The sequence below is a fragment of the Dyella terrae genome (assembly GCF_022394535.1).
GTDB lineage: Bacteria > Pseudomonadota > Gammaproteobacteria > Xanthomonadales > Rhodanobacteraceae > Dyella.
This window is the reverse complement of record NZ_CP089414.1, coordinates 398077-410730: the sequence shown is the minus strand read 5'-3', so window position 1 is coordinate 410730 and position 12654 is coordinate 398077. Positions and strand designations below refer to the sequence as shown.

8 protein-coding genes are annotated in these 12654 nt (G+C 60.6%); 6 read left to right on the top strand and 2 right to left on the bottom strand.

The window, feature by feature from the left end; genetic code table 11:
* Positions 1-76 precede the first annotated feature (76 nt).
* Positions 77-892 carry a sulfotransferase family protein gene (locus DYST_RS01635; RefSeq protein ID WP_239949554.1) on the bottom strand — a complete coding sequence of 272 codons (816 nt, stop codon included), beginning with the start codon at positions 890-892 and terminating at the stop codon, positions 77-79.
* A 454-nt stretch (positions 893-1346) separates the two neighbouring features.
* Here DYST_RS01635 and DYST_RS01630 point away from each other — a divergent pair, with 454 nt between their 5' ends.
* Positions 1347-1955 (top strand): response regulator, encoded by a 609-nt coding sequence (locus tag DYST_RS01630; RefSeq protein WP_239949552.1) that lies wholly within the window; start codon positions 1347-1349, stop codon positions 1953-1955.
* Between the two features lie 98 nt (positions 1956-2053).
* Positions 2054-3781 carry an ATP-binding response regulator gene (locus DYST_RS01625; RefSeq protein ID WP_343214871.1) on the top strand — a complete coding sequence of 576 codons (1728 nt, stop codon included), beginning with the start codon at positions 2054-2056 and terminating at the stop codon, positions 3779-3781.
* Positions 3782-4566: 785 nt separating this feature from the next.
* On the opposite strand, the gene DYST_RS01620 is transcribed toward DYST_RS01625, so the two are convergent.
* Positions 4567-4887: a hypothetical protein gene (locus tag DYST_RS01620; RefSeq protein WP_239949550.1), complete on the bottom strand. Its 321-nt coding sequence runs from the start codon at positions 4885-4887 to the stop codon at positions 4567-4569.
* A gap of 313 nt (positions 4888-5200) precedes the next feature.
* Between DYST_RS01620 and DYST_RS01615 the strand changes: the two genes are divergently transcribed.
* From DYST_RS01615 to DYST_RS01600, 4 genes are all read left to right on the top strand, one after another.
* Positions 5201-6673, top strand: a complete 1473-nt coding sequence (locus DYST_RS01615; protein ID WP_343214849.1) for a TolC family protein — start codon at positions 5201-5203, stop codon at positions 6671-6673.
* Entirely contained in the window at positions 6670-8502 is a 1833-nt protein-coding gene (locus DYST_RS01610; RefSeq protein WP_239949546.1) for an HlyD family efflux transporter periplasmic adaptor subunit, read from the top strand. The genes DYST_RS01615 and DYST_RS01610 overlap by 4 nt, the downstream gene beginning before the upstream one ends.
* 59 nt (positions 8503-8561) lie before the next feature.
* Complete coding sequence (locus DYST_RS01605; protein WP_239949544.1) at positions 8562-10688, top strand: M50 family metallopeptidase; 2127 nt, start codon at positions 8562-8564, stop codon at positions 10686-10688.
* Between the two features lie 87 nt (positions 10689-10775).
* Positions 10776-12617: a DEAD/DEAH box helicase gene (locus DYST_RS01600; RefSeq protein ID WP_239949541.1), complete on the top strand. Its 1842-nt coding sequence runs from the start codon at positions 10776-10778 to the stop codon at positions 12615-12617.
* Positions 12618-12654 lie beyond the last annotated feature (37 nt).

The following is a 12654-nucleotide window of genomic DNA, read 5'->3' as shown; positions in this document are numbered from 1 at the left end:
TGCCGTACCCTTCATGCGGTGACTTAGAAACGTTTTAGAAAACTACGCATGCGAATCAGTCGCTGCGCAGTTCGACTTAAATCACCCGAACTCCACGCAAGTTGAGTTGCGAATCGCTCCAGAAGGCATCGTTCTCAAATCGTCGAAAAACATCGGGAGGCAAAATGCTGGTTCGCTCGCGCAGCGCGACCTTTTCGCGCACGGTATGTAGACCAGGCGTGCCAGCGCGCAGATCGAACTCGTTAGCGTCGTAGCTCACACGCTCAAAATCATGCGTGAAGGTTGGCTCTTCGATGAAGTCGTAGACCGCCTGAATCGCGCGAGCCGGATCGCCGACCAGCGTTTCGTACTGCAGCAACATCAAATTTTCGCTGTCTTCGCCGTAATACGCTTCTTTCAGCGCGTTGTAGGCAAAGCCGACCATGCCGTCGCCATTGGCAACGCCTTCGCTGCGCGAATAAACAGTGCCACCAGGCTGGTAGTTGAAAATCGACGAGGGCTGGAACGCATTTTTGCGGATCAACTGCTCGATGCTGTCGATAACCCATGACACGTGGCGGACGCAGGCGATCACCTTGCCGTGCGGGAACAACGGCTTAAGCTGGCCCAGCTTGCTGCACCAGATGCGATTGGTGTCGAACACCACGTCAGCACTGAACTCAGGCCCGTAGTACTGATCGAACAGGCCCTTGAGCATGCGGCGGCGCTGTTCATCGTTGATGAACACCGAGTATTCGTTGCGCCCGCCGAGTTCGCCCAGCAAGGTATTGAACACCCCGCCGATCGGCCCGCTCATACCCGCGTAAAAACGCGGATTTTGACGCAGAATGGCCGACAGCAAGGTAGACCCAGACCTAGGCAGACCCGAAATAAAGTGAAACCGACGCTCCATCCATCCCCCTGAGCGCATTCGCTGCGCTGCGCTTCTTGCGCATACCCGTTACGTTGTCGCCTTGACCTTCTACGAACAGATGAAAGACGTAGTCCCGTCGAGCATCGGTGGAAACGCGCGCAACCGTTGCGAAACCGGTACATCGACGACATGCCCCAATCGTTCGCGCCAAGCCAACTATTGCTTGTCGGAAGCCAGTGCCTGCGTACTAAAGCGGCTTGTCATGATGGGAGAGTTAGGCGCATCGCCATGAACAGGTCGCAAGAACGCCCCCCGATAATTTCAGCAGCTCACCCAGGCGGACTGCGCTACGGGTGAGTAAATGTGTGACTTGCACCTGACTTACATCACACCAAATACTATAGGCAGGGTTCTGTGCCCCCTATAGTCCATTTGGATTGATCAACGCCAAAACGGCTGTAGAGTGTTGGTCTTCGAGTTCGATGAGTACGCCGTGAGCCCCACCCGTTTCCTGCTTATCGACGACCACACGCTGTTTCGCTCCGGCATTGCCATGGTGCTAACCGCCGGCCTGAAGGACATCGAGATCTTTGAGGCCGCCTCCATTGCGGAGGCTCTACGCACCCCTACGGATACGCTCGACCTGCTGCTACTTGACGTGCAGTTGCAAGGGCTCAATGGCCTGGAAGGCATTGCGTTACTCAAGCGCAAATGGCCGGAGGCCAAAATCGTAGTGGTGTCAGCCCTTTACGACCCAGAGGCAGTACGCGAGGCGCTGGAACGAGGAGCCCATCGATTTATTTCGAAGGCTCAAACACCGGATGCGATGCTGGAGACCATCACCGCGCTGCTGGACGACCACTCAGCGGCGCCGGAGGGCACCTCCTCCGCATCAGCAGTGCGCTCAGCCAAACTCACCCCGCGTCAATGCGAGGTGCTCGATCTACTTTGCCAGGGGCTGTCGAACAAAATGATCGGCCGACGCCTGAACCTTTCAGAGAACACGATCCGCGGTCACGTACAGGCCATCTTGGCGGCATTGCAGGTATCCAGTCGCTCAGAGGCGGCCTTTATGTCGCGACGCTTGGGGTTGATCGGTTGAGCGCGCCCATCACTGACTTGCGCGAACAACAGATACGCGTCGAACAGGTTCGTCTGTTACTGGGTGGCGTCAAAAGCTCGCTGGTCTCCAGTGTGCTGATGGCATCCGTGCTGGCCTGGTTCCTACGTGGAAGTACAAGCCTGCCGATCTTGCTGACGTGGTATGCCTCGGTCGTGGGCTGCCGGCTGGTCGGCATTGGGTATGCCCGGCATCTGGTCAGTCGTGGCATCACGATCAAGCAGACCCGCAGGATTATTTTGCACCTGGTGATATTAAACAGCCTTGCCGGAGCTGCCTGGGGCTCACTCGTTTGGATCGCGCTGGATCATGCCGGCGTCGCGGGCAGCATCTTGGTGATGGCCTCCATGGCTGGCATTGCGGGTCACGCCATGTCCATGCTGGCGCCGGTAACACCTGTCTATATCGGCCAGGCCATCGCCATGCAGGGCGTCGTCGCCAGCAAGTTATGGCTATTGGGTATGGTGGACACGCCTTATAGAGGGCTCGCGTTTGCGATAACACTGTACGCGGTCGGCTTGATTGCCTTGGCGCGCAATACGCACCAATCGATCAGAAACACGATCATCTTGCGTTTCGAGAACGTGGAACTGCTTGAGCTCCTACGCGTGGAATCAGATAACGCGCAGCTTGCTCGAGACAAGGCGGAGCAAGCCAACCTCACAAAATCCAAATTCCTGGCCGCCGCCAGCCATGACCTGCGCCAACCGGTGCATGCTCAGGGCATGTTTCTGGAAGTGCTTGCACGCAGCGAGCTATCCGACAGCCAACGCAAGGTGTTGGACAATGCACGCGCGACAAGTCAGGCATCCGCGGAAATGCTCAATACATTGCTGGATTTCTCTCGCATCGATGCGGGTGTGATCAAGCCGAACATGCGCTCGTTCCGTTTGCAGCCGCTCTTCAACAAGCTGGAGACCGAGCTAGGGCAGCACGCTGATTTCAAGGACATCGTCTATCGCAGCCGGGAAACCCATCTGGCGATATTTTCAGATCCGGCGTTACTCGAACTCATGCTGCGCAACCTCATATCCAACGCAATTCGCTACACCGAGCGTGGCGGCATTCTGGTGGCTTGTCGCAAGCGTGGTGGCGAGGCGGTGATCGAGGTCTTCGATACCGGAATTGGCATCGCGCCACATTTGCAGAAGGAAGTTTTTCGCGAGTTTCATCAACTAGGTAATCCCGAGCGAGATCGCCGCAAAGGGCTCGGCCTGGGCTTGGCCATTACCGAAGGCTTGGCCCGCTCGATGAGGCACGCTGTAACCTTAGCCTCGCGCCCCGATCGCGGCAGCGTGTTCCGCGTAAGCGTGCCATTAGCGCAAGGCGCCTTCAGCGAAGACAGCTTCGATCTACCCATCCACCTGCCGCTTCAACCTGAGGCCTATATGGCAGGACGACGGATACTGGTAATCGACGATGACGAAGCGGTGCGCCTGGGCATGCTTCAACTGCTCAGCAGCTGGGGATGCCATTGCTTCGTCGCCGAGTCGTACGACGAAGCGCTTCAACTCGCACGTAGCCACGGCCCGGAGTTGGTGATCAGCGATTACCGCCTAAGAGAGCGCCAGACAGGCGCGGAAATCATCGCTGCATTGCGAGCCGAACTCAGCAGCGAACTGCCAGCGCTCATCGTGACCGGTGACACGGCACCACAGCGACTGCGTGAGGCCACTTCCAGCGGAATTCCATTGGTACACAAGCCGGTATCGCCCGTGCAGCTGTATCACGCGATGGTAAGTATCCTGATGATCAAAGAGGTTGAGCCGGTGATCGGTCGCGAAGAAGAAACTCTGCAGCCAGGTTAGGCGACAAGGCGTGATTGTTTCGCTCGTCAGTCCGGCGCCAAGCTCAGAATGATGAGCGAGATTCGCAACCGCACCGATCTAGCTTGGACGATTCCACCTCCAAACGAAGAAGGCCGAAACCTTACGGTTCCGGCCTTCTTTCTTTGTGATGCCATTGCGAATGCCCTTTCGCTAAGACGGTGTCATGGTGGCATCGTAACGCGCGCCGCCTGGAGCGGCGGCGCGGATATGGGCGGCGCCCCTCCCCCAGCGTGATGGCCTTGTCGTCTGCCATGCCGGGGCCATTCGTTGAGATGGGCAGTCAGGATTGGAGCACCGCTCGCCAGAGCGCTTTCGAAGGCTCGTAATTGTGGCCTGACGAACAATTAGGCACCCATCAGCAACCGAAGACGAAGCCGGGTAAAGAACTGGCCTACCACGCCACCCTATTCCCTGAACGCCTAGTTCTGGATGGGGGGGTACGATGACTACCGTATGCACGCCTTCTCGTTGTGCCAGGCCTGGACCGAACTGCACGACCTTCCCGTCCTGCATCACTACGGTGTAGTCGGTGTGGCCGAGCGACATACGCGTGCGGTGACGGGCCAGATAGGTGTAAACCTCGTAGTCGCCGATCACACGTACCGCATCGGGACGCCCCAGCGTTTCACGCACTTCCACTTCCGAGTTGCCGGTATAGAGATGTGCGATCTTTCCGCCAGTGGTCTGGCAGGCACTCAGCATGCCAGCGGCCACGACAGCCGCTGCTGTACAAAGCTTCTTCACGTCCAATCCCCCTGACTAAATCAAAGTATCCCGAGTGCCGGTGGAACGATCATCATGTCACCGGCATCATTCTGTTTTGCCACCCCCGGGCCAAACGCCACGAGTTGGCCTTCTCTGAAGACCACTGTGTAATCGACATGATGCAACGAGCGAAGGCTGCGGCGATGGCGGTACGTATAGACGTCAAACTGCCCATCGGTCGTTTTGTCGTCGGGCTGTCCAAGCGCGGCAATGACGCGGTCCGGTCGACTGCCGGGCGTCAGGTTCGAGACCTTTGTTGCAGAGGTTTGACAGCCGCCTAGCAAGACCGCCAGCGCGATCGCTCCGATGATGCGCTTCATGTTCTTCCCTGTAAGAGTAGGCCGTGCGGCATCGCATCCGGCTTGTCGTGATGGTAACCCAGCACATCCTGAACATACCTGTCGTAAAACTGAAGCCAGCATCCCCCGCGGCATACTTGGCATGGTCGACGAGGCGATGCGAGAATGAAAACGTAAAGCGCAAAGAAGGCGCCGTTGCCCGCGCAGATGGGCACTGCAGTCGCACATAGCGACATCAGCAGTAGGTGATCCTTCCTGACAGGGGACAACAAAGGGATTTGTGTGGTGCTTCAAGCTCGCCACGTTTTGGGTGGTAAAGCCGCTTCGTGCGGCTATGGTAGGCACTTGGCCCGCTTTCGCGCAGGGCGGAAGACGCGCCGTGCATAACCCAGGGTCCGGTCCCTGCTTGCGACGGCACTGGCCCCTCATGCTAGCCACACTGTTGCTGGTGACAACGCATGCCCACGCGACGGAAGCGCAGGTGACGACGCTCGGCGAGCTGTTTGCGCTAGCGCACGAAAGCGAGCCAGGCTATCGCTCCGTCAAGGACGATGTCGATGCGTCACACGCCAGGGCTCGCCAGGCATGGGGCGCCATGCTCCCGCAGCTCACGGCAACGGCAAACAGTAACGGCAATCGCCGTCGCTATGAATCGCAGGGCAACGTTCCTCCGGTGATGCACGATCGCTACCACAGCAATGGCGATCAACTGAGCTTGAACCAGGCCCTCTGGCGTCCGGCCGATCTCGCGTCGTGGCGGCAGTCGAAAGAGGAAGAGGCACAAGCCAGCGATCAACTGGACGATGCGGAGCAGCAGCTTTACCAGAAGGTCTCTACGGCCTGGTTTGACTTGATGCAGGCCCGCGATCAAGTGGAGTTCACCACGGCGCAGCGCGATACCCTCCGCGCAAAATGGGACATCGAGAAGAAGGCCGCCAGCCTAGGCCAGCAAAGCGAGCCCAAGGCCGAGGACGCACATGCAAAGTACGAGGACGCGGATGCCGACAGGGCTTCCGCGGAACTGGACCAGGACACCAAGCTTGCCGCACTGGAGCAGTGGATCGGATCGGCGGATGGAATGCAGCAACCCTATTTGCGCAACGACGCCAAGATACCGGACCTGGTGGGAGGCAACCTGGATGAGTGGCTGGAACAGGTCGATACGCACTGCCCTGCCCTCCGCGCCGCCGAGCGCGCCATTGCCGCCGCCAACGAAAACGTCAAGAAGCAGCGCGCCGGCCATCAGCCCACTCTGGATATGGTTGCCACCTATGGCGACACTGATCAGGCCGTAGGCAACTTTCCCGGCCAGCCGGGTTATCACATTCGTCAGCTTGCGGTCGGCCTGCAGTTGAGTGTGCCCCTCTATTCGGGTGGTACGCAGTCAGCGAAGGTAGAAGAGGCCCTGGCGCAGCGCGACAAGGCGCTGAACCAGCGAGATGCCGCCCGGCGCCAGGCGATCCTCAATGTGAAGTCCGCTTTCTTCAGTTGGAGAGCGGGGCGTGCCAAGGCTTCTGCCGCACGCACGGCGATGGAATCCGCCAGCTCCTTGTTACAGGTGGCCCAGAAGGGTGTTGCGCGCGGCCTGAATACCGAGGCCGATGTCCTCGATGCCCGGCAGCAATGGATTACCGCGCAAAGCAATCTGCGCAAGGGCAGCTATGAGCAGCTCTCCGCCTACGTCAAGTTGAAATCCACCCTGGGGGAGCTGAGCGCAGTCGATCTGGATGAGCTCGATGCCCTGTTCATCAATCACGAAAGCAATGCGGATCCAGTCGCAATGACTGTTGCACCGAAAGCGCCATGAACCTACCCATGTCCATGGAACAGGAAGAGGCCTCGCCCGAGGGCGAGCTGGTCCAGGACAACTGGGAGCGCTTTGTCAGGGCGCGCACGTCCGATGCGTTCTGCAGCGCCTGGCTTGCGCTGATCTGCGAAAAATTTCCCAACGCGCGTCAGGCCGCCGTACTGGTCGAAGCCCAGGGTGGTCAGGCGTTCGTGCCGATTGCTGTTTGGCCTACCGCACACGCCGAAATGGCGCGAATGAGTGCCGCGGTGCAACGCGCCATCGGCGATCGACGCGCCGTCGTGCTGCCGGTCGCCGACCAGCCCGGCTTGCTGCATGTGGCAACACCGCTCTCCGTCAATGAGCGCATCGCGGGGGCCGTCGTCCTGGAGATGATAGCGGATGCCAGCTCCGTTCCCTCACTGCTGCGCGAGCTGCACTGGGGGAATGCCTGGCTCAGCAATCTGCTGGGTAAGCGCGATCACGACGCGGCTGTGGAGGCGAGCACGCGGTCGCTGGGCGTGCTGGAAGCCATCGCCACCACCCTGCGGCATGAGCGCTTCCAGCAGGCTCTGTTCGATCTCTGCAACGAGTTGCGGCACCGTTTTGGCTGCACGCGCGTGGCCATCGGCTTGGTGCGCGAAGCGAAGGTAACGCTGGTCGCACTGTCCGAAGCGGCCACGTTCGAGAAGTCATCGCCACTGGTGCAGGCCTATGTGGCAGCTATGGGCGAGGCCTGCGACCTGGCCCAGCCGGTGGAGTCGCAGGAAGGTTATCGCGCGCATGCCGCATTGTTGCAGCGCACGGGTTCATCGACGGCGCTGTCGTTGCCTATTGCTCAGCAGGCGCGATGCCTGGCGGTACTGACGCTGGAGCGCGGCGATGACAGGCGCTTCACCGAGGACGAGCGCAAATGGCTGGATGCATTCGTCGCACTTTCCGCACCAGTAGTCGCGCAACGACGCGATGCGGAACGCAACTCACTGCAACGCCTAGGCGACGAAAGCCGACGTGTTCTGAAGCATCTGCTCGGACCTCGCTACCTGGTTTGGAAGGTTGGCGCCACGCTGGCCATGATCGCTCTTGCTTTCCTGATCTTTCTTCCTATTTCCTATCGCGTCACTGCCAAGACCATGACGGAAGGAGAGATCCAACGCGTAGCAGCCGCTCCGTTCGAAGGCTTTCTCACCGCAAGCTTCGTGCGCGCCGGTGACACGGTGAGCGAAGGCCAGGTGCTGGCGCAGCTGGACGATCACGACCTGCAGGTGGAGCGCACCAAATGGGCGAGCGACCGCGATCAGTACGACAACAAGTTGCGCGAGGCGATGGCGCAACATGATCTCACCGCGATCCAGGTGGTCAGCGCTCAGCGTGATGAAGCCCAGGCGCAACTGGACCTGCTGAACGACAAGCTTGCACGCACGAAAATCCGCGCCCCTTACAACGGCGTGGTGGTGAGTGGTGACCTCAGCCAGCAGATCGGCACGCCGGTAGAGATTGGCAAGAAGCTGTTTGAGGTCGCACCGCTGCACAATTACCGAATCATCCTTCAGGTCGACGAGCGCGATATTGGCGCGATCCAGGTCGGCCAGCCGGGCGAGTTGGTGATGCATGGGCTAGCCGGTGCGCCCATGCCGTTCACCGTGGCGAAGATCATGCCGGTGGCTACCGCTCAGGACGGCAAGAATGTCTATCGCGTGGAGGCACAACTGACCCACGGGACGGCTTTGCTATTGCCTGGCATGGAAGGTGTGGGCAAGGTCAGCGTGGGGCGCCGCACGCTGGGATGGGTGTTGCTACATAGCCTGTTCGATTGGCTGCGGCTCAGTCTCTGGAACTGGGGGTTATGACGGCGCGCTCGCCCTTCAGTCCTTCCTGGCATAGCGTCGCCGGACTGCGGCCACGTCTAATGCCCTATGCCACCGTGCAGCGCGTGATCTTCCGCGGACGGCCGTGGTACGTGGTGCAGGATCAGACCGGCGGCCGTGTCTATCGGTTGACGACCGCCGCCTATGCGCTCATCGCCAGCATGGACGGCAAGAGCACGGTACAGGCGCTGTGGGAGCGGGCCAATACCTCCGAATCCCGTGATGCTTGCACGCAGCCGGAAGTGGTGGATTTGCTCACCCAGTTGCACGCCGCCGATCTGCTGCAGACCGACGTCACTCCCGATTCGGCGGAATCCCTGGATCGCCATCGCCGCAAGCGCTGGGAGACGGTCAAGCAGTGGCTGCTCAATCCCATGAGCCTGAAGCTGCCTTTGCTCAATCCCGATCGCTTCCTTGGCGCACTTACTCCCTATCTACGTTGGTGTTTCGGACCGATCGGCGCCCTGCTCTGGCTGGCCGTTGTCCTCCCGGCAACAGTGCTTGCCGCGCAGCATTGGCACGAGCTGACCGACAACCTTTCCGATCGGTTGCTGTCATCCAGCAACCTGCTGGTGATGCTGGCGGTATATCCGGTAGTGAAGCTGCTGCATGAACTGGGGCACGGGTTTGCCGTGAAGCGATGGGGTGGTACTGCCCGCGAACTGGGCCTGATGTTCCTGATCTTCGCACCAGTCCCCTACATCGAAGCCTCCTCCTCGGCGGCCTTCCCTTCCAAATACCACCGTGCCCTGGTGGCGGCGGCAGGCATCCTCACGGAGGTATTCCTGGCATCGCTAGCGCTGTACGTGTGGCTGGCGGCCGAACCTGGCGTGGTACGCGCCATGGCCTACAACGTGATGATGATCGGCGGCGTTTCCACCCTGCTGGTCAATGGCAATCCACTGCTCCGCTACGACGGCTACTACATCCTCAGCGACCTGATCGAAATTCCGAACATGGCGCAACGCGGACAGGCTTGGTGGACCTATTTGCTGGATCGCTACGCCTTTGGCTCCATCGACGCCGTCAAGCCGGACGAAACGCATGCCGAGCAATGGTGGTTGTCCATCTATACGCCGCTAGCTTGGTGCTATCGCACGTTCGTCAGTGTGTCGGTGATGTTCCTGGTCGCCGGAAAGTTCTTTGTCTTCGGCGTCGCCATGGCCTGCTGGAGCGCGGTCAGCCTGATCTGGATGCCTCTGCGCAAGGGCTGGCAGCACCTGCGTGGCGCCGCGTCCCTGCAACATTGCCGTAGTCGCGCGATGCGCCGCACGGCCATGGCCGCTGGTACGGCGCTGGTGTTGTTGTGCTGCGTGCCGATCCCGCTGTACACGCCGGCACTAGGCGTAGTGTGGCTACCTGACCAGTCGATGCTGCACGCACGTGAAAATGGATTCTTCGCCGACTGGCTGGTGGCACCCGGGCAAATCGTTCATGCCGAGCAGCCGGTGTATCGCCTGAGCAACCGGCAGCTACAGGCGGACTTGGCGGTGAACGGGGCCAAGTATGCGCAGGCAAAGGCCCGCTACGATGCAGATCAATTCAACGATCCGGTCAAGGCCGCCGTATCCGGTCGCCAGTTGGAAGAAGCGGGCGACGTGCTGGAGCGGACTCGGCAGCGCGCCGAACGCCTGGTAGGGAGCTCGGGCGACGATGGCCGTCTCGTTGCCACCACGCCACAGGACATGCCGGGGCGCTATTACAAGAAGGGCGACCTGATTGGCTATGTTCTGGACCGGCAAGCGTTGATTGTGCGCGTCGTGGTGCAACAGGACGATATCGACCTGGTGCATGGGCACCTGACGGGTGTGCGTTTGCGGCTCAGCGATTCGCTGGACCAGACCTATGCCTCGCAAATCGTGCGCAGTTTCCCTGGCGGGGTTGAGGAACTACCTACCGCCGCCCTCGGCCTCAACGCCGGCGGCACGGTACCCACCCTGCCGAGCGACACGAACGGCTTGAAGACCCTGCAGCGCGTATTCATCGTGGATCTCACTCTGCCCGAGAGCGTGGCACCCGCTTTTGGCGAGCGCGTGCACATACGCTTCGAGCATGGCTCGGAATGCCTGGCCAAGCAGGGCTGGCGACGATTACGGCAAGTGTTTCTGAGTCACTTCAGTGTCTCAGTGATGTCCGAGCCTTGCTGGCGGGTCGCGACACCCCGCTAGGTGATGGACCCTATCTCGAACGCCTGAGACCCCAGGCGCTCGGTGTGGGAAGAGTATCTGCGTGCGTGGTTCGACCGATGGCCACGCATGGATCGTACGGAAGCGTTCCTGGCGACCGCCGCCGCTCTTGAGAACGAGGCACAAGCGGCCAGCGACACAGCGTTGCGGGAGCGCCTGTGTGGAATCGCGCGACAGATGCACCGCAATGGATTCACCGACCCGCTGCTCGCGCAGGCCTTTGCGCAGATTCGCGAAGCGTCGCGTCGCACACTGGGTATGCGACACCACGATGTGCAGCTTCTGGCCGGCCGCGCGCTGATGCGAGGGCGCCTGGCAGAAATGGCAACCGGCGAAGGCAAGACCCTTGCGGCCACACTCGCAGCCGTTACTGCTGCGATCACGGGAGCGTCCGTCCACGTCGTCACTGTTAACGACTACCTTGCCGAGCGCGATGCAGAACACAACACGGCGTTGTTTGCCTTCCTTGGGCTTAGTGTCGGCGTGGTGCTGCAGGACATGGATATCGCCAAGCGGCGCGAAGCCTACGCCTGCGGCATCGTCTACGTATCGAACAAGGAACTCACTTTCGATTACCTGAAGGACTGCATCGCGCTCGGCGAGGCATCTCGCACGCACCAGCAATTGCGCGAGTTGGCCGGCAGTCGTCGTACCGAGCCACCGATCCTTCGCGGCTTGCACGTTGCCATCATCGACGAAGCGGACAGCGTGCTGATCGACGAGGCCAGTACCCCACTTATCATTTCCGAAAGCCTGCCGGACGATCTCGATCCGGCCATCTATGCGCAAGCGATCGATCTGGCGCGAACGCTTGAGCGCGGAGTGGATTTTGTGCTGGGCCCGCGCCGCGATATCTGGCTGACCGCAGCGGGTCGACAACGCGTGCGAGAGCTTACCCACGAACACGGCGGGCTATGGCGCTCCACGCTATGGCGTGACGAGTTCGCGCAGAAAGCACTCTCGGCAACGTACTGCTTTCAGCGTGACCAGCACTACATCCTGGCCGAGGACAAGGTGCAGATCGTCGATGAGTCCACTGGCCGTGTCATGCCAGACCGTACATGGGAACGTGGACTGCATCAGATGATCGAGTCCAAAGAGGGCTGCGAAATCACCGGCCAACGTCGCACGCTCGCGCAGATCACCTACCAGCGCTTCTTCGGTCGCTACTTGCACCTGTGCGGAATGACCGGTACCGCCCAGGAGGTTGCCGCGGAGATCAAGCGCAGCTATGACTTGTCGGTCACCCGCGTCCCCACCCACAAACCCAGCAAGCGCAGACGCCTGCCCGATCGTTTGTGCAGGGATACAGACCAACGCTGGATCCACGTTGCCAGGCGCGCCAGTGAAGTGGCTGCCCAAGGCCGTGCCGTATTAATCGGTACGCGCTCTGTAGAAGCCTCCGAGCGATTGAGCGCCGAACTGGACCGCGCGGAGGTCGCCCATATCGTCCTCAATGCCCGCCAGGACAAGACCGAGGCGGAGACGGTGGCGCAGGCAGGCCAGGCAGGACGGATCATGGTGGCCACCAACATGGCTGGCCGAGGCACCGACATCAAGCTCGCCGACGCGGTGCGCGAGGCCGGTGGCCTGCATGTGATCCTCACCGAATTCCATGAGTCGGCGCGCGTGGACCGTCAACTATTTGGTCGCTGCGCGCGGCAAGGCGACCCGGGAACCACCGAAGCCATCGTCAGCTTTGACGATGAATTGTTCCGCAGCTTTGCGCCGCCAGGCATGCGCTGGTTGTTGCGCGCCATGATCGGCAAGCAGCCACCCGGGTTTCGACGAGTCGTGACGTGGATGCAGGATCGCGCGGAGCGTCACTTTCGCAAGCAGCGGCTCGATACGATGAAACGCGACGAGCAATGGCGACGAGCGCTTGGATTCGTAGGCAAGACCCGGAAGTGAGGTCACGCCATCCTCTGCCCGCAACGGGAACCGGAGG

Bases quoted from the DNA above. Each gene is read 5' to 3' on its own strand.
- DYST_RS01600 (WP_239949541.1), top strand. From the start codon at position 10,776: ATGGATCGTACGGAAGCGTTCCTGGCGACCGCCGCCGCTCTTGAGAAC.
- DYST_RS01620 (WP_239949550.1), bottom strand. From the start codon at position 4,887: ATGAAGCGCATCATCGGAGCGATCGCGCTGGCGGTCTTGCTAGGCGGC.
- DYST_RS01635 (WP_239949554.1), bottom strand. From the start codon at position 892: ATGGAGCGTCGGTTTCACTTTATTTCGGGTCTGCCTAGGTCTGGGTCT.
- DYST_RS01610 (WP_239949546.1), top strand. From the start codon at position 6,670: ATGAACCTACCCATGTCCATGGAACAGGAAGAGGCCTCGCCCGAGGGC.
- DYST_RS01625 (WP_343214871.1), top strand. From the start codon at position 2,054: ATGGCATCCGTGCTGGCCTGGTTCCTACGTGGAAGTACAAGCCTGCCG.
- DYST_RS01605 (WP_239949544.1), top strand. From the start codon at position 8,562: ATGCCCTATGCCACCGTGCAGCGCGTGATCTTCCGCGGACGGCCGTGG.
- DYST_RS01615 (WP_343214849.1), top strand. From the start codon at position 5,201: ATGGTAGGCACTTGGCCCGCTTTCGCGCAGGGCGGAAGACGCGCCGTG.